This is a genomic window from Achromobacter kerstersii, from assembly GCF_902859595.1.
GTDB lineage: Bacteria > Pseudomonadota > Gammaproteobacteria > Burkholderiales > Burkholderiaceae_B > Achromobacter > Achromobacter kerstersii.
Genome location: NZ_CADIJQ010000001.1, coordinates 997,526 through 1,014,608, shown reverse-complemented (window position 1 = coordinate 1,014,608; position 17,083 = coordinate 997,526). Strand labels below are relative to the sequence as shown.

The window sequence follows — 17,083 nt, the reverse complement described above, 5'->3', positions numbered from 1 at the left end:
TGCCAGCAAGCGCGGACGGGGCCGTTTGCATTGGGGACGGCTTAGCTGCCATCATCCTTTTTGGCCATTGAAACTTGCCGCGCGATCTCTGACGATGCGCTGTTGACCTTGCACCTGTCCACCCCAATCCATCCAGGAACTCTATGAGCACGAACGCCGTTGCGCCACGCCAGCGATCCGCCTTGGGCACCACGATGGGGGTGCTGCTTGTGCTGATAGCGCTGGCTGCCGTGCTGGCGTTCGCGGCAACCCGCATCGTCGAGCAGCGTATTGCGGGCATGCTCGGGCCGCGCGGCCAGGTCGCTGACATCCAGGTGGGATTTCGCCAAGTCGTGCTGACGGACGTCAACGTGCCCGGCTCGGCCAATCAGACTGCGGTGCGCGCGAAGCGCGTCGTGCTGGAGCCGGAGTGGTCCGCCTTTTTGCGGCATGAAGCCGTGTTCAAGTCGGTGGTGGTGGAAGGGTTCGATTTTTCGGTAATACGTGGCGCGGACGGCGACATGCAGATTGCCCCCGCCTTGCAAACCGCGCTGCACTCGGGCGACGGCGGCGATGGTAAATCGCGGCGGCCCATGCCGATCCACATGGGCGAGCTCATCCTGCGCGACGGCCGCCTGGATTATCTGGACGCCGCGGTCGCCAAGCCCCCGCATCGCATCCCCTTTAAAAATGTACAGGCCCGATTGAGCCCCGTCGCGATCCCGGGCGATGGCACGCAAAGCGACTTTGAATTCAATGGGATCGTCGAAGACAACCGCAACGGCGAATCCACGGTCCATGCGCAGGGCAGGCTGGCCGTGGGCAGCACGGACGCCGATATGAAGGTGGCCGTGCGCAATATGGATATCCGCCATGCCGCGCCGTACTTGTCGGCAAACGGCGCCGGCACGCTGACGGGCGGCACCATGGATCTGGACATGACCACCAAGATCGCCAAACAAGAGCTTCGCGCCGCAGGCACGGTGGCCTTGCGCGGTTTGCAGTTCAGTGGTGATGGCTCGCTGTTTTCGTTGCCGCGCAAAGCGGTGTTGGCCGCCATGAAAGACAAGTCTGGCGTGCTGCGCTTCGAGTTCGCATTGCGCGGCAGCCTGGACAACCCCAAGTTCTCGGTGACGCGCGGCTTCGCGGCGCAAGTGGCGCGGGGCTTCGGGCGTGCGATCGGTATCGGCGCGGAAGGCGCGGCGGAAGGGGTGAGCGGCGCGGTCAAGGAATTGGGCGACGCCATATCAGACATGCTCAGCCCCTGAAGTGCGGCGTGAGCAGCAGGCGCAAGCAGCAGGCGCAAGCGGCAGGTGCAAGCGGCAGGCGCAAGCGGCAGGTGCAAGCGATGCCGCGCGGGCCGCATGAGCAAATGAGGAATCGGCATTTCCCGGCGCTGGGGCGCAGACCTATCATCGGCAGCTTGTCTTATCCGAACTGCCGAGCCGTCTCATGCGCACCCCGTCCCAGCTGCCCCCGTCGTCATCGCGCCCCTTGCTGCAGATCAAGAACCTGACGGTAGACCTGCCGCCGGGCGCTGACCGCCAACATGCGTTGAAAGACGTATCCCTGACGATCAATTCCGGCGAAATCCTTTGCGTGGTGGGGGAAAGCGGATCGGGGAAATCGCTGACCGCGGGCGCCATTCTTGGCCTGCTGCCTCAGGACGTGCGCGCGAGCGCCGGCCAGATTTTGTGGCAGGGCGAACAAGATCTGCTGCGTCTGCCTGCTGAGGCCATGCGGCGTTTGCGCGGCCAGGGCATTGGCATGATCTTTCAAGAACCGATGACGGCGTTGAACCCGCTGCGCACCATTGGCGACCAGATTGCCGAGGTGTTTCGTACGCACACCCGCCTGGGCCGCGCCGACATCCGCGAGCGGACGCTGGCCCTGCTGGAGTCGGTGCGGCTGCCCGAGCCGGCGCAGGCGCTGGAGGCGTACCCGCATGAATTGTCGGGCGGACAACGCCAACGCGCCATGATCGCGATGGCGCTGGCGCTGGAACCCGCATTGCTGATTGCGGACGAACCCACCACCGCGCTCGATGTGACCACGCAGGCGCAGATTCTGCATTTGATCCACGACCTGCAACGCCGCAAAGGCACGGCGGTGCTGTTCATCACGCATGACTTTGGTGTCGTGGCCGAGATCGCTGACCGGGTCGCCGTGATGCAGCGGGGTGTGCTGGTGGAAAACGGCACGGCCGAACAAGTGCTGGAGCACCCGCGCCACCCGTACACCTGTGCGCTGATCGCTGCCGTGCCGCCCTTGGAGCCGGCTGCGGCAAGAGCAGGCAGCTTCGACGATGCGCCGGTCATTCTCAGTACCGACGCGCTGTCCAAGACCTACCGCAAGCGCGGCTGGCTGGGCCGTGCGGGCCGCGTAACGCATGCGGTCGACGGCGTGTCCATCACGCTGCGCGAAGGCGGCACGTTAGGCATCGTGGGGGAAAGCGGGTCTGGAAAATCCACGCTGGCGCGGACCTTGCTCGGTCTGGTGCCGCCCGATGCGGGCGCCATCACGCTGGCGGGCAAACCGTTGGTGTTCAAGGGTGGAAGCGCCCATCGAGACCATGCACGGCGCGTGCAGATGGTGTTCCAGGACCCGTATGGGTCATTGAACCCGCGTCAGCGCGTGGGCGAAATCGTGGCGCAAGGCCCGATGGTGCACGGCACGCCACGGCGCGAAGCCATGGCGCGCGCCGCCGAATTATTTGAACTGGTGGGATTGTCGGCGGACGCCATCCGTCGTTACCCGCACGAATTCTCCGGGGGGCAACGGCAGCGCGTGGGCCTGGCGCGCGCGCTGGCGATGCAGCCGCGCGTGCTGATTGCGGACGAACCCGTTTCGGCGCTGGACGTGTCGGTGCAAGCGCAGGTGCTGGCCTTGCTGGCGCGGCTGCGCGACCAGTTGGGCTTGTCCATCGTCTTCATCACGCATGACTTGCGCGTGGCCGCCCAGGTGTGCGACCACATCGCGGTCATGAAGAGCGGCCGCGTGGTGGAATCTGGCGTGTGCGCCGACGTGTTCCGCCAACCCGCCCACCCCTACACGCAAGCGTTGCTGGCGGCGGTGCCGGGCAAGAAGTGGAACCCGGCCGAAGTCGCGCTGCGCCTGGCGGCCTGAGGCGGAGCTGCCAACTGCAAGCCACAGACTCAAAGCCGCAGACTTCAAGGCGCAGACTCACAGCCAAAGACTCAAAGCCGCGGACTCAAAGCCACTGAGTCAAAGCCACTGAGTCAAAGCCACTGAGTCAAAGCCACTGAGTCAAAGCCACTGAGTCAAAGCCGAAGACTCAAAGCCACAGACTCCAAGCCACATCAATGCGCGCCCGGTGCTGCCGGCGCGCCATGCTTGCCCACGAGCGTCGCGCTGGCTTCGTTCAGCCCGATGACGTCCACGGCCCGGCCCGCGCGGCGCAGCTTGGCCACAGTCTTCTCCAACGCGTCCACGGCCGAAATGTCCCAGAAGTGGGCGGCCGACAGATCAATCACCACCGTCTTGACCGGCTCGTGGAAATCGATGGCGGCGGCAAAGCGGCTGGCCGATGCGAAGAACACCTGCCCCGCGTAGCGGTACGTGCGCGTGGCGCCGTCTGCCGACAGGTGCGACGTGACGTTCAGCATGCGCTTTACCTTGCCGGCAAAGAACAAACCGCTCAGGACCACGCCTGTGAACACGCCCCGGGCAAGGTCGTGCGTCCAGAGCACCACCAGCACGGTCGCCAGCATCACCACCGACGATTGCCACGGATGCGAGCGCAGGTTGCGGAACGAGCGCCAGTTGAACGTGCCAATCGACACCATGATCATCACCGCCACCAGCGCCGGCATCGGAATGCGGGCCACAAGCGGCCCCAGCACCACAATCAGGAACAGCAGAAACGTGCCGGCGACCAAGGTGGACAAGCGGGTGCGTCCGCCCGACCGCACGTTGATGACCGACTGCCCGATCATGGCGCAACCGCCCATGCCGCCCAGAAAGCCCGTGACGATATTGGCGATGCCCTGGCCCTTGCATTCACGGCGTTTGTCGCTGTGGGTATCGGTCATGTCATCGACGATTTGCGCCGTCATCATGGATTCCAGCAGGCCCACGGCGGCCATCGTCACCGAGTACGGCAAGATGATGCGCAGCGTGTCCAGCGTGAACGGCACGTCGGGAATCATGAACGAGGGTAGGGCCGACGGCAGTGCGCCCATGTCGCCCACCGTGTTGACGTCCAGCCCGCCGTAGATCGACACCGCGGTCATGGCGATGATGGCCACCAGCGGCGACGGCACCGCCGTGGTGACGCGCGGCAGCAGGTAGATGATGGCCAGCGCGCCCGCAACCATGGCGTAGGCGACCCAGGTCACGCCGGTCAGTTGGGGCAATTGCGCCATGAAGATCAAAATGGCCAGCGCGTTGACGAAGCCCGTCACGACGGAGCGCGACACGTATTGCATCAGCAAGTCCAGCCGCAAGAAACCGGCCGCGATCTGCACGACGCCCATCAGGACGGTGGCGGCGAATAGGTAGCCGATGCCGTGCTCGCGCACCAGCGGCGCAACCAGCACGGCGACCGCGGCCGTCGCTGCCGAGATCATGCCCGGGCGGCCGCCCGTGAAGGCGATGATCAACGCAATGGAAAACGAGGCGTACAGCCCGACGCTGGGGTCGACGCCAGCGATGATCGAAAAGCCGATGGCTTCAGGAATGAGGGCAAGCGCGACAAGAATGCCCGCCAGGATGTCGCCACGCGGATTGGACATCCAGCGGCTGCGAAGCTGCAAGAAAAAAGACATGTGTGGGCTCGGAATGCGTCCGAGATCGCTTGGAGTTGTCCGAGGGATAGGCGCCCGGCCGAGCCACCCGGCATGCCGGGTCCACGAGGACCGCGATGTCGGTCCGCCACCTCCGTTGCAGAGGCGGCGGGCGGAATTGTACACCCCGTCGTACGGGCGGGAGAGGGCCTTAGGCGGGGTGCTGGCGGGTCTTAGAAGCGGTAATTCGCGCTGAGCTCCACGCGCCGGCCTTCACCCACCAGCCATTGCGTCTGGTTGTAGTAAGCGGTTTCCGCGTACTGGCGGTCAAACACATTGAAGGCGCGCAGCGCCAGGCTCAGGTCGCGGCGGGGCTCCCATTGCAGCGCCAGGTTGGTGGTGGCGTAGCCCGCCATTTCCAAGCGGTTGGCCGCGTCCGCATAGCGCTTGCCCACGTAACGCACGCCCGCGCTGGCCGTCCATTGCGGTGCGAACTTCCAGCTGAGCCAGGCATTGGCCACGCGCTCAGGCACATCGGTCGGCACATTGCCATTGCGCGAGACCGACACGCCGCCCACCGATTCGTTGAAGTCGTCATAGCGGGCGCGCAGCGCCACGGCGTTCAAGTCCAAGCGCCAGGCCGGAGTCAGTTCCACACCCAGCGTGGCCTCCACCCCGCGCGACGATTGCTCACCGACCTGGATGCGCAGCGCCGGGTCGTTGGGGTCGCGCGTGACCAGGTTGTTCTTTTTGATGTGATAGGCGGCCAAGGTCCATTGGCCCTTGTTGTCCCAGAAGGTCTGCTTCACGCCGATCTCCAACTGCTTGCCTTGCGAGAGCTCGTAGTTCTTATTGGCGGGCGACAGCAGCAGCAGGCTGCCGATGGGGTCGGCGGCCTGGGCGTATTGCGCGTAGACCGACACCGTGGGCAGCACGTCGTACACCGTCCCTACGCGCCAGCCCACGTTGCTGTAGGTGGTGCGAAAGGCGGTTTCGTCGGCAACAAGATCGCGGCGCTTCAGGTCGATATGGTCATAGCGCAACCCGGCCAGCACCGACCAGCGCGAGTTCAGCATCAAGCGGTCTTCGGCAAAGAAGGCGTACTGGCTGGCCGTGTTGCGGTACCGCGGCGTGGTGCCGGCGATGTTGATGAAGCGGCCATGGTCGACGTCATACGGGTCCACCAGCGACGTGCCGGAATAGGGCGAGTTGTTGGTGTGCTTGAGCGAGGCGCGGTTCAGTTCGAACCCCACCGCCACCTTGTTGGCCAGGCCGAACAGATGCCCGTCAAAGGCGGCGTCGGTGACGGTGCCCACCTGTTCCTGGTCGTGGCGGATTTCGGTGTAGCCACTGCGCTCGATCATGCCGCCCGGCACCCATGCGTAGTTTTCGGCGTCGCGGTAGTCGCGCTTGCTGCCGATGGCGTAGATGCGGCTTCTGACAAGGGTTGCGGGGTTGGGCGACCATTCCGCCTTCAGCTCGGTGCGGCTGTCGCGATAGATGATCTTGCTGTCGGCGACGTTGTAATTGTGTTTGGCCAGCCCGTAATCCAGGGTGCCATCGGCCAGCGGGGTGCCGAAGTAGCGGGTGGGCTCCTGCCACGCATAGGCCTGCGTCAGCGTAAAATTCAGCTCGGGCGACACGTCCAGGCGCACCGCGGCGGTGATGGCCGCGTCGCGTGAATCGCCCAGGCTGATGCCGGAATCGGTGTGGTTGCCGCTGACGTCCAGCCGGTATGACCACTTGTCGTCCAGCGCGCCGCCGCTGCCAAAGCCGAAGCGCTGGGTATCGTGCGTGCCCACGGCCGTCATGAATTCGTTTTCGATGGGGCCGCGCGTGGGCTTTTTTGGAATCACGTTCACGACACCGCCGATGGCGCCTTCGCCATACAGCACGGAGGCGGGGCCGCGCAGCACTTCGATGCTGTCCACGGCCCAGGGGTCATACATGAACGTTTGGCCGACGCCGCCGTACTGGCGCACGCCGTCATACAACTGGGCGACCGAATTGGAATCCGTAAACCCGCGCGATGACAATGACGAGCCGCCGTTACCCGGGTGGCGCATGGCGGTGATGCCGGCGGCCTGGGTGATGGCGTCGGTGACGGTGGTGGCGCCGCGCGCACGCAGCTGTTCGTTGCTGATGATCTCGATGCTGGCGGGCGTCTCGAATGGCGTCAGGCCCAACAAGGTGCCGGTGGCCGATGGCGCGAGCAAGGTCGGCGATGGCGTGTCGCCCGACACAGAAATGGCGGGCAGGGTGGCGACGGGCGCCGTTTGGGCATGCAGGACTGATGACGTGGAAAAAACAGAGGCGAGTGCCGTCCAGACGGCCACGCGCCGCTTCAGGACGCAATGCGCCCCGGCGGGATGAAAAGACATGAGTGCTCTCGGTAAGCGATGACAGGCCGCGCGCGGGCGGCAACGGAATTAGCGCAATACCGAGGGCAGGGGCGGGGCGCGCGCGCCCAGCGGCGCCCCAATGAGCGACACCTGTACAGGCGCGGGCGGCGCACGTGCCGCCAAGGGATGCGCCATGATGGCGGCCGCCGCTACCCGCAAAACGGGTGAAGACGGCAGGGCTATGGCGGTGAGCGCTATGCCCATGGGGCAGGTCGCGGCTTGGGCGGCATGACGCTCGTCAGGTGCGTTGTCTTGTTTGGACGGGCCTTGCACCCAGATCGGGCCGGCTGCCGAACACAGCTGGATCAGCGTGCCGCCTTGATGGGTGGCGGGCATGAAGCCCTGCGGCACAATCGCCTTTAACGCGAACAGCATCAACACCAGCCAAAGGCCGGCGTTGCCGCGATGCAGGAAAGGAAAAGGGCTGCGCATGATCGGCGCCCATTCTAGAGCGTTTCGGCAGGCGCGTCGCCCCTTGCGCTAGACCGTGCGCGCGGCCCAGAACGCCGTGCGCACCGCGGGCGATGCGGCAATGCTGGCGGTGACGCGGTCCAGATCCAGCTCGTCAACCGAGGCCTCGCTGAGCGCGGCTTCAATCTCTACTTCGTTCTCGCCGAACTGATCGATCTTCAATTCCGATAGCGGCAGTTGCTCGGCTTCGAGCACGTCTTCCAGCACGGTCATCGCCGCCTGCCGGTGTTCGACGTTGGCAATCACATGAATCACGTTAGTGACTTCCGACGTCTGCGAATCCAGCGGCTGGCGGTTCACATAGCTGACCACGGGGCGCAGCAAGGTGTTGGCGGCCAGCACGAACGCGGTGGCGGCCACGGCTTCCAGCATCAAGGAAGCCCCGGCGCACGCGCCGATGGCGGCCGAGCCCCACAACGTTGCTGCGGTGTTCAGGCCGCGTATGCTGCCGCCTTCGCGCATGATGGCGCCCGCACCCAGAAAGCCCACGCCAGAGACCACATAGGAAATCACGCGGGCGCCGCCGTCATCGCCCGCCACCCGGAAGGCCAGGTCGACGAAGATGGCCGCGCCCACCGACACCAGCACGTTGGTGCGCAGCCCGGCGGTGCGTTGACGGAACTGGCGCTCGAAGCCGACGATGGCCCCCAGCACGAAAGCGGTCGTCAGGCTGACCAAGGTATTGGCCAGCGTCAGGTATTGGATGTTGTCGAAGTTTTTCATTGTTGTGTCCTGCTTTGTTCAGGCCTCCTTAGTCGGGCGTTCTTAGTCGGGCGTTCTTAGTTCGGCCCTTCGTGGTTCAGCCCTTCTTAGTTCAGCCCTTCTTAGTTCGGCCCTTCTTTGTTCGGGCATTCCTACGGCAGCCGCCAGATCGATTCCATGACCAGCCCCAGCCCAATCAGCCAGATCAGCACCAGTGCAAGCACGCGCGCCAGCAGCAAGACCTTGTACGGGTCTTTCATGACAGTCTCCTTGCAGAATGCGGCGCTCAGGCCGGCAGCACGGCAATCGAAGCGCCGGCGTCGCTTTCCCACTGCACGCGGCGCACGTCGGGGCTTTGGCCCAGGCGCAGCGCAACGGCATTGAGCAGCTTGCGCAGATGCGGCGGGCAGCGCAGGGTGACAACCGTTGAGGCCAATTGGTCGGATTCGCCGCGCGAGACGCGCACGGTCAGCACCGGAAGGTCTAGCGCTTGCAGCTCGAAGTACAACTGCTTGCGCAGTGCGGGCAGCACGGCGCTGAGGCTGACGATGGTGAATTGATAGACCGGCGTTGCGGCCGGCGCTTTGATGAATTGCTTGATGCGCATGTTCGTCTCCTTGAGGGGGGAGTACGGTGGAAGGTCCACAGGCATGCGCCGCCTGACCGGCAGAATGCGCGCGCAACAAGGCTCGCGTATCGCGTCGGTAAGCTTTTGGGGGGAGAGGGGCAAAGAGCCCAAGTCCTGGCTGTTCGCAGGACTTAGCGGAAAGAGGGTTTCCGCGAATCCTGCGTCAAGCGGCGCTAGCAGTCGGTGTTCGACTACATCCGTCGTTGTCCACAGTGATCTCTAAGTGGTTGAAAGTGCCCGGAGTTTAACGCGCACCTAGGGTAAATACCAGGGAAAATTTCAGTGGTTTGTGAAGGGTCAGGCGGAGCTTCGTATCCGGCCCGCCTGACCCTTTCCGTTACTTCGGCTGCGGAGGCGGGCCGGCGTAGTACAGCGCCAGCGCTTCGATTTCGCTATCGGTCAGGCGCTGCGAAAACGCACGCATGACGCCCACGTCGTCATTCTGGCGCGAGCCATTGCGAAAGGCGTTCATCTGGTCCGTGAAGTATTCCTTTGATTGGCCCGCCAGGCGCGGCAACAAGGGGCCTTCGCCCAGGCCACGCAGGCCGTGGCAGTTGGCGCATGCGGGTAGCGCACGGCTGCCATCGCCTTGCACGTCCAGCTTGCGGGCCGCTTCGCCGCCGAATTCGCCCACATGCATCGGCGGGCCGGCCAACGTGCCGTAATAGGCCGCGACCTGGCCAATTTCCTGTTCGGTGAGCCCGCGCGCGATGGTGTTCATCAAGGGTTGGACGCGCGTGCCGCTGCGGAAGTCGGCCAATTGCTTGGCCAGGTACTCGCTGCTTAAGCCCGCCAGATTCGGGAAGATGCCGCCGGTGGGCGTGATGCCGGCCGGGCCATGGCAGGCGATACAGGCTTGCACGCCAGCGCCGGGTTTGCCGTTGGCGGCCAGCTGCTTGCCCGCTTCCGGATCAGCGCCGCGCAGAAATCCTTCCCAGGCCGGGCGGGACGCGCTGAAGTCCAGCGCGCTGCGTCCCGGCACAGGCGTGGGCGGTTTGAGTGCGGCGGTGGCGGGTGCTGGCGCAGGGGAGGTGGCCGGTGCTGGCGCCGATGTTCCTGCGGGCGCCGATGCCGATGCCGATGCTGGTGCTGGTGCGGATGCCGATGCCGATGCAGGTGCGGATGCCGAAGCTGGTGCCGATCCCGCCGCTGGCGCTGCCGGGGCCTGTGCTGGCGCCGTCGCGGGCGGTGCGGCAGCCGTTACTGCGGCTGCGCGGATCAGGCCGTCGCCGCCCGTGCCGATCATCTGGTGGGCGGTGGCAATCAGCGTCACCGCAGGCGGCGCCATGATCAGCAGGACGGCGATGGTAATGCCTTTGCGATGTTCGATCATGATTACACCAGCCGCCCCGGCGAACGCAGGTAGTCCGCCTTGATTTTTTCGACGATCCAGTAGGCGGTGGCGCCCACAGTGCCTGTCGGGTTGTAGCCCGAGTTCTGCGGGAACAGCGCCGCGCCCGTCACGAACACGTTGGGCACGTCCCAGCTTTGCCCGTAGCGGTTGACGACGCTGGTCTCGGGGTTGTCGCCCATGGCCGCGCCGCCGGTCAGGTGAGTCGACTGATACGCGGTGGCTGAGAACGGTTTCTTGCGCGGCCCGGGTTCGGTGCGCGCAATGCCCTTCATGGCACGCCCGATTTCATCGCCCTTGTCGGTCAGGAACGCCGACATGCGGATGTCGTTGTCCGGAAAGTCATAGGTGACGCGCAGCAGCGGCAAGCCCCATGCATCCTTGTAGGTCGGGTCCAGGCTCAAGTAGCCGCCGCGCCAGGGCTGGGCGGAGCCGGTGATGGTGATGGAGGCCGAGTGGTTGTAGTAACGCTTGACCGCCTTCTTCCAGTCGGCGCCCCAGGTGGGCGTGCCTTTGGGGGTGGGGTGATAGCCAATCGGCGCGCCGCTCACGACCTGGATTTGCAGATAGCCGCCGCCCACGAACCCGTGCGGCCCGTGGTCGAAGTTGTCGGCGCTGAAATCGTCCATGGTGACGGCCACGGCGCCCGCGCCCATGAAGGGGTTGATGTTGACGGACTCATCAAAGAACAGGTTCACGCCGGACGTCGTCTGGTGCGTGTAGTTGCGGCCGACGACGCCGGTGTCCGTCACGGGGTCATAGGGCTTGCCGATGCCCGACAGCAGCAGCAAGCGCACGTTGTTGATACCGAAGGCGCACAGCACCACGATCTCGGCGGGCTGAAAGACCTCTTCGCCTGCGGCATCCACATAGGTCACGCCACGCGCACGCTTCTTGTCCGGCGTGAGCTCCACGCGCAGCACATGCGCGCCGGTGCGTATTTCAAAGTTCTCCATCTTCATCGCCACCGGCAGGATGCACACCTGCGGCGAGGCCTTGGCGAAGTGCTCGCAGCCGAAGTTTGAACAGAAGCCGCAATACACACAGGCGCTCATGTGCAGGCCTTCGGTGTTCACGTAAGGCCGGGTACAGAGCGCTGACGGCTGCACATAGGGGTGATAGCCCAGCTTCTTCGCGGCCTCGCCGAAGAGCGCGGGCGCGTAAGGCACTTTCATGGGCGGGTTGGGGTAGGGCCGCGAACGCCAGGGCTCGAACGGGTTGCCGCCTTCCTGCTTCTGGCCCTTGATGTTGCCGGCTTGGCCAGACGCGCCGATCAGGTAATCGTAGCGGTCGAAGTAGGGCTCAAGCTCGTCATAGGTCAGCGGCCAGTCCTGACAGGTCAGTTCCTTGTCGAAGATCTTCGCACCGTAGCGTTCGGTGTAGTGGCTGCGAATGCGGAAGTCGGTAGGGTCGAAGCGGTAATACGCGCCCGACCAGTGATTGCCCGCGCCGCCCAGATGCGTGCCGGGATACGCGAATTGCCAACGGCGCATGGGCAGCGCCTTTTGGTCGGTGGAATTGCGAAACGTGAAGGTCTCGGTGGCGGCGTCCTGGTGCAGCTCGTGCCGGCGCGTGTACTTCAACTCATCGTGCACGTTCGGGCCTTGGAAGTCGGGGGACGGCCAACGCGCCTGCCCGCGTTCCAGCACCACCACGCGCTGCTTGGCCGCCGCCAGCTCCTTGCCGATGATGGACCCGGTCCACCCGCCGCCGATGATCGCCACGTCCACCGCGGGTAAGGTCTTAGCCATGTCCGTCTCCCGGCTTCATGTTGTGGCTGACGGCATTGGCGATGGACACCGGTTTGCCGGCCCAGATGACGCCATGTCGTTCGATGTCGTTTGAGAACGAGGCGAACGCGCCGGGAAATCCCACCAGCTTCCAGCCGACCATGTCGGCGTTGCCGCCATAGAGCGGGTCCGAGAAGAAGCCTTCGATGGTGGCGTCCAGCAAGGCCTGGAAAAAGATATCGGACGGCAGCGGCGAAAAATCCGGTTTGCCGGCCTGCAAGTCATGAAGCCAGGCGTCTTGCCTGGCTTCATCGAGTTCTGCAAAGGGTTTGCCGTCTTGCTTGCGCGTGGCGGCGTCCAGGGCGGCCAGCCCGCGCCGGATCATCTCGGCGGGCGTGAACGACAACTGATAGCCCTGTTCCGGCGTGCCTTTTTCAAACGGACCCTGCCGGTAAAACTGGCTGCCCGCGCCCCAGGCGCCGGCCAGTTGGCCATCCAGGAAGTTGGTGACGCCGGCCTCTTTCGCGCCCGGGCCCAAGTCGTCGGCGGGGATCAGCCGGGCAGCAATGGCGTCCATCGCCAGCGCTTCCTGGGCATTGAAGAATTTGTAGGTGCGGTTGGCAGGGGAGGCGGCTGGCGGGCTCGCGCCATGCCCTGTTGCGGGTGGGGACTCGCCTGGAGCGCCGCGAGCTGTCACAGCCCATGCGGCGCCGGGTACACCCACTGCCAGCGCTTTGAGAAGTCCGCGCCGTCCTGCCAAGGGCTGATCGGCCGGCGCAGGGCTGATCGGGGATTCATTGTCCGGGGCTTGCTCGTCCATGCATCACTCCAGCATCGGGGCAGGCACGAAACTTGCCCCTTGTCGAAAGAGATACCGCATTACTTCGCTAATCCGTCGGCGCTTAGTTTGTCACTATTTACGTCTGGGAGACAACAATGAAAAGCCACAAACTGCTACTGCTATCCACATTACTGGCGGTGTTGCCTTGGCACGCCGCCAGCGCGCAGTCGCGCGAGGCAACGCTGGTTGCGCAAGCCGCACCGCCCACCATGCCAATGCCTACCGCAGACGAAAAGACTGCGCCCGCGAACGCCATTGGCAAGCCCGTCCCCGGCGCGCGGATGGATGACGGGAAGAAAATGCCATCGACGGAAGAAACGGATGCCCAGAACAAGGCTGGTTCCAGCCCCAGGCAGGATGACCCGGGCGCAGACACCCGCAGCCAGGGGCAGGGCAAACCGGGCGACAAACGCAGTGTGCCCGACGCAGGCAAGGCGCCCATGCCGGATGGAAAATCGACCACGCCTGGCGGTAAGACGGGCGCCCCGGATAACGCCGGCATGCCGGGTTCGGGCGCATCGTCAGGGTCAGGGGGCTCTGCCGATCCGCGCTAGGGTGGGGTTGCGCCGCCCGTGCAAGGAATTCGGATTCAGGTAATATTCAGCATCCTGTAAGAACGAGAGCACGGCGGTAATTTCGCGTGACGGCTGCCCCTGGCAGGCCTGCGATTGCCGCCCACTATGACCGAAGACCCTCCTCCTAGCAGGGCGCCCAGGCGCCCGACCACCTTCCGCTTTGCATACGCCGCCGGCTCCGCCCGGCGCGCCGATCCGGCCCGCGTCGTCGCAACCACGCCTCAATTGGCGTGCCGCGCACCGCCGCAAGCGCCGCCGGGCCTCCTTGCCCGCATCTCCCCGCTTGACCTCATACTCACATTTCAGCAAGGCGGAGCCGCTGTGTGTGCGCGCCCCGAACCTGCGACTACTGCGGACTATCGATGATTTTCGACTGGATGAACGACCCCACCGCCTGGCTTGGCCTGGCGACGCTGGTCATTCTTGAAATTGTTCTGGGCATCGACAACCTGGTGTTCATCGCCATCCTGGCCGACAAGCTGCCGCCGGAACAACGCAATCGCGCACGCCTGATCGGCCTGACGCTGGCGCTGGTGATGCGTCTGGGCCTGCTGGCCAGTATTGCGTGGGTGGTAACGCTGACCGCGCCGCTGTTCACCGTGTGGGGCGCTGAAATTTCCGGACGCGATCTGATCCTGATCCTGGGCGGCTTGTTCCTGCTGTTCAAGGGCACGATGGAACTGCACGAACGCGTGGAAGGCAGCGCCAGCCACGACGCTGGCCAAAAGCCGCAGCACGCCGTGTTCTGGCAGGTGATCTTGCAGATCGTGGTGCTGGACGCCGTGTTCTCGCTGGACTCCGTCATCACCGCGGTCGGCATGGTGCAAGACCTGAGCATCATGATGATTGCGGTCGTGGTGGCGATGGCCGTCATGATGGTGGCGAGCCGTCCGCTGATGGCGTTTGTGGGCCGCCACCCGACTGTGGTGATCTTGTGCCTGGGCTTGTTGCTGATGATCGGTTTCAGCCTGGTTGCCGAGGGCCTGGGCTTCCACGTGCCCAAGGGCTATCTATATGCGGCCATTGGCTTCTCGATCTTGATCGAGCTGTGCAACCAGCTAGCCCGCCGTAATCGCGCCAAAGGCACGCACGCGCTGGGACGCCGCCAGCGCACGGCGCGCGCCGTGTTGCGCCTGTTGCACGCGGGGCGTGCCGGCCAGGCGGGCCAGCAAGCCGACGAAGTGGTCGCGCTGGTGGACAGCGCGGGCGACGAACCTGCGTTTGCGCCCGAGGAAAGCTCCATGATCGAACGCGTGCTGTCCGTCGGCACGCACGACGTGCGCTCCATCATGGTGCCGCGCGGGGACATGGTCTGGTTGGATGTGGCCGATACGCCTGACGTCATCGTGCGCAAATTCTCCAGCGGCCATTCGCGCTTGCCGCTCTGCGCGGGAGACGTGTCGAACGTGCTGGGCATATTGCATTTCAAGGACTTGCTGCCGCTCTTGCAGAACCCCGGCCCGATTGACCTGGTGGAAATGGCTCGCGAACCGCGCTATGTGCTGGAGACGACGCCGGTGCTGAGGGTGCTGGAAGAACTGCGCGCTTCCCGCGACCACATGCTGATTGTGGTGGACGAGCATGGCGTCTGCGAAGGCCTGGTCACGCCGATGGACGTGCTGACCGCGGTGGCGGGCGAACTGCCCGAACACAGCGAAGACCAGCCCGAAGCCTTGCAGTTGTCTGACGGTTCCTGGTTGCTGGAAGGGCGTTTGTCGGTAGGTGAGGCCGCGCGGCTGTTGAATACCCCGGCGCTGGCCGAAGACTATCCAGAGGACGCCACGCTGGCCGGTTGCCTGCTGCGTGCCGTGGGCCGCATTCCCGAGGCGGGTGACACCATCGCCCTGCGGGACTGGGGCTTTGAAGTCACGCGCCGCGATGGCTTGCGCATTGACCAGGTGCATGCGCGTTCGGTGTCGCAGGAAAATGCCCCCATGCGTTGATTATTTCCTTCCATAACGCCCACAGCGGAGCCACCTCAATAGGTGCCTCCGCTGTTTTTTTGCAACGTCAAAATGGGCAATCGGGCCGTTTTCTATAGCGGATCGGCCGGGAATATCCGCCTTGACTCATCCCTTGGGGAAAGCAACACTCTGTGCGAATATTGCTTCAGATTTAACTCTTCTCATTTTCTTTATTAACAAATAAGAGAAGATTCCTAGTTCGACGGCGTGTCTTTGCATTTTGTTATCTCTGGTTTGGAGAGCACCGCATGGGCAGTACGAGGTCTCAGGCAAGGGAGTTAGGCAGAAGAGGAATGGGGTTGTGCTGGCTGATGACCTTGCGCAGCTTGCTGGCGGCCGCGGCGCTGGCCACGCTGGCGGCGTGCGCCAGCAAACCCGCGCCCATCCAGGATGAAGCGTTGCGCAGCGCGGCCAAAGAGGCATACCTGTATGCCTACCCGATGCTCTACAACTACAAGACGATGTCCGTGCAGGCCATCCGGCCCGGCGGCAAGGAGTACGTAGGCGGTTTCGGAAAATTCCGTCATTACTCCCAGCCGTACACGCCGGAAAATCGGGAGATTGTCACCCCCAACAACGACACGCCGTACTCATGGGCCTGGCTCGATCTGCGCGCGCAGCCTTGGGTGTTGAGCCTGCCCGCCACGCCGAAAGACCGCTACAACGTCTTCCAGATGGTGGATATGTACACCTACAACTTCGCCTATGCGGGGGTGCGCGCGACCGGCTTTGGCGCAGGCAATTACCTGATCGCCGGGCCGCATTGGAAGGGGGATACGCCCAAAGGTATTACGAAGGTGCTGCGTTCGGAGACGGATTTCGTCGCCATCCTGGGCCGCACCAGCCTGAACGGCCCGTCTGACGAGAAGGCCGTGCAGGCCTTGCAAGCCAAGTACCAACTGCGCCCGCTCAATGTCTTTGCGCACCAACCCGCGCCGCCCGCTGCACCTGATGTGGACTGGCTGCCTTGGGACGAACAGCGCGCGACGTCGGTCGACTTCATTGCCTATATGAATCAGTTGCTGGCGTTCACGCAGCCGCAACCCGCTTCCGAGCAGGACATGATGCGGCGCTTTGCTCAGATCGGCATTGCGCCGGGCAAACCGTTTGATGCGTCCAAGCTGGACCCGGTCACGCGCCAGGCGATCGAGGATGGCGTTGCAGACGGCAAGGCCGCCTTATTGCAGGCGGAAAAACAGACGCGGTCGTCCATCGGCTTGTTTGGATCGCGCGAGACGCTGGCGGGTGACTACACCAAGCGGGCGGTGGCCGCGGCGATGGGCATCTATGGCAATTCGTCAGAAGAGGCCGTCTATCTGGGATACGAAGAAGACGCGCAAGGGCAACCGCTGGACGGTTCCAAGTCGTACGTGATCCGGTTCGAGCCGGGCCAATTGCCGCCCGTGCAGTTCTTTTGGTCCATGACGATGTACGACTTGCCGGGCCGCCATCTGGTGGCGAACCCGATCAATCGCTACGCGATTGGTGACCGTACGCGCGGTTTGAAACGCGGCAAGGATGGTTCCTTGACGCTGTATGTGCAGCACGCCAACCCCGGCAAGGACAAGGAATCAAATTGGCTTCCCGCGCCGGAAGGCCGATTCAATATCGTGGCCCGCTTTTACGGCCCGAAACCCGCTGTCCTGGATGGCACATGGAAATTGCCCAAGGCCGAGCTGGCGCCTTGATGCGTAG

13 protein-coding genes and 1 other annotated feature are annotated in these 17,083 nt (G+C 64.3%); of the genes, 5 read left to right on the top strand and 8 right to left on the bottom strand.

Features of this window, described 5'->3' with window-relative positions; translation table 11 throughout:
- Positions 1-143: 143 nt before the first annotated feature.
- Positions 144-1,247 carry a DUF748 domain-containing protein gene (locus HV765_RS04440; RefSeq protein WP_175168943.1) on the top strand — a complete coding sequence of 368 codons (1,104 nt, stop codon included), beginning with the start codon at positions 144-146 and terminating at the stop codon, positions 1,245-1,247.
- Between the two features lie 184 nt (positions 1,248-1,431).
- Entirely contained in the window at positions 1,432-3,105 is a 1,674-nt protein-coding gene (locus HV765_RS04435) for an ABC transporter ATP-binding protein (RefSeq protein ID WP_175168942.1), read from the top strand.
- A gap of 194 nt (positions 3,106-3,299) precedes the next feature.
- On the opposite strand, the gene HV765_RS04430 is transcribed toward HV765_RS04435, so the two are convergent.
- The 8 genes from HV765_RS04430 to HV765_RS04395 form a co-directional block, all read right to left on the bottom strand.
- Entirely contained in the window at positions 3,300-4,766 is a 1,467-nt protein-coding gene (locus HV765_RS04430; protein ID WP_175168941.1) for a SulP family inorganic anion transporter, read from the bottom strand.
- Positions 4,767-4,799: 33 nt separating this feature from the next.
- Positions 4,800-4,852: a sequence feature (sul1 is cis-regulatory element that is thought to sense ions involved in sulfur or methionine metabolism; They are found in Alphaproteobacteria), on the bottom strand.
- A 105-nt stretch (positions 4,853-4,957) separates the two neighbouring features.
- Positions 4,958-7,105: a TonB-dependent receptor gene (locus HV765_RS04425; RefSeq protein WP_175168940.1), complete on the bottom strand. Its 2,148-nt coding sequence runs from the start codon at positions 7,103-7,105 to the stop codon at positions 4,958-4,960.
- 48 nt (positions 7,106-7,153) lie between these two features.
- The gene (locus tag HV765_RS04420; protein ID WP_175168939.1) at positions 7,154-7,558 is read right to left on the bottom strand and encodes a DUF2946 family protein; all 405 of its coding nucleotides are present in this window, start codon (positions 7,556-7,558) and stop codon (positions 7,154-7,156) included.
- Between the two features lie 48 nt (positions 7,559-7,606).
- Positions 7,607-8,320, bottom strand: a complete 714-nt coding sequence (locus HV765_RS04415; protein WP_054422153.1) for an MgtC/SapB family protein — start codon at positions 8,318-8,320, stop codon at positions 7,607-7,609.
- Between the two features lie 265 nt (positions 8,321-8,585).
- Positions 8,586-8,906 (bottom strand): hypothetical protein, encoded by a 321-nt coding sequence (locus HV765_RS04410; RefSeq protein WP_054422154.1) that lies wholly within the window; start codon positions 8,904-8,906, stop codon positions 8,586-8,588.
- 358 nt (positions 8,907-9,264) lie between these two features.
- Positions 9,265-10,260 carry a c-type cytochrome gene (locus HV765_RS04405; protein WP_175168938.1) on the bottom strand — a complete coding sequence of 332 codons (996 nt, stop codon included), beginning with the start codon at positions 10,258-10,260 and terminating at the stop codon, positions 9,265-9,267.
- 2 nt (positions 10,261-10,262) lie between these two features.
- Positions 10,263-12,029 (bottom strand): GMC family oxidoreductase, encoded by a 1,767-nt coding sequence (locus HV765_RS04400; RefSeq protein ID WP_175168937.1) that lies wholly within the window; start codon positions 12,027-12,029, stop codon positions 10,263-10,265.
- Positions 12,022-12,828: a gluconate 2-dehydrogenase subunit 3 family protein gene (locus HV765_RS04395; protein ID WP_054422157.1), complete on the bottom strand. Its 807-nt coding sequence runs from the start codon at positions 12,826-12,828 to the stop codon at positions 12,022-12,024. The genes HV765_RS04400 and HV765_RS04395 overlap by 8 nt, the downstream gene beginning before the upstream one ends.
- Before the next feature lie 116 nt (positions 12,829-12,944).
- Here HV765_RS04395 and HV765_RS04390 point away from each other — a divergent pair, with 116 nt between their 5' ends.
- From HV765_RS04390 to HV765_RS04380, 3 genes are all read left to right on the top strand, one after another.
- On the top strand, positions 12,945-13,403 hold the full coding sequence (locus HV765_RS04390) for a hypothetical protein (protein ID WP_175168936.1): 459 nt from the start codon (positions 12,945-12,947) through the stop codon (positions 13,401-13,403).
- Between the two features lie 383 nt (positions 13,404-13,786).
- Positions 13,787-15,367, top strand: coding sequence for a TerC family protein (locus HV765_RS04385; protein WP_175168935.1), 1,581 nt, complete (start codon positions 13,787-13,789; stop codon positions 15,365-15,367).
- Between the two features lie 332 nt (positions 15,368-15,699).
- Positions 15,700-17,076, top strand: coding sequence for a DUF1254 domain-containing protein (locus HV765_RS04380; RefSeq protein WP_254600443.1), 1,377 nt, complete (start codon positions 15,700-15,702; stop codon positions 17,074-17,076).
- Positions 17,077-17,083 lie beyond the last annotated feature (7 nt).

Coding starts and splice junctions, on each gene's coding strand:
- HV765_RS04430 (WP_175168941.1), bottom strand. CDS start 4,766: ATGTCTTTTTTCTTGCAGCTTCGCAGCCGCTGGATGTCCAATCCGCGT.
- HV765_RS04425 (WP_175168940.1), bottom strand. CDS start 7,105: ATGTCTTTTCATCCCGCCGGGGCGCATTGCGTCCTGAAGCGGCGCGTG.
- HV765_RS04410 (WP_054422154.1), bottom strand. CDS start 8,906: ATGCGCATCAAGCAATTCATCAAAGCGCCGGCCGCAACGCCGGTCTAT.
- HV765_RS04420 (WP_175168939.1), bottom strand. CDS start 7,558: ATGCGCAGCCCTTTTCCTTTCCTGCATCGCGGCAACGCCGGCCTTTGG.
- HV765_RS04400 (WP_175168937.1), bottom strand. CDS start 12,029: ATGGCTAAGACCTTACCCGCGGTGGACGTGGCGATCATCGGCGGCGGG.
- HV765_RS04435 (WP_175168942.1), top strand. CDS start 1,432: ATGCGCACCCCGTCCCAGCTGCCCCCGTCGTCATCGCGCCCCTTGCTG.
- HV765_RS04380 (WP_254600443.1), top strand. CDS start 15,700: ATGACCTTGCGCAGCTTGCTGGCGGCCGCGGCGCTGGCCACGCTGGCG.
- HV765_RS04385 (WP_175168935.1), top strand. CDS start 13,787: ATGATTTTCGACTGGATGAACGACCCCACCGCCTGGCTTGGCCTGGCG.
- HV765_RS04440 (WP_175168943.1), top strand. CDS start 144: ATGAGCACGAACGCCGTTGCGCCACGCCAGCGATCCGCCTTGGGCACC.
- HV765_RS04405 (WP_175168938.1), bottom strand. CDS start 10,260: ATGATCGAACATCGCAAAGGCATTACCATCGCCGTCCTGCTGATCATG.
- HV765_RS04415 (WP_054422153.1), bottom strand. CDS start 8,320: ATGAAAAACTTCGACAACATCCAATACCTGACGCTGGCCAATACCTTG.
- HV765_RS04395 (WP_054422157.1), bottom strand. CDS start 12,828: ATGGACGAGCAAGCCCCGGACAATGAATCCCCGATCAGCCCTGCGCCG.
- HV765_RS04390 (WP_175168936.1), top strand. CDS start 12,945: ATGAAAAGCCACAAACTGCTACTGCTATCCACATTACTGGCGGTGTTG.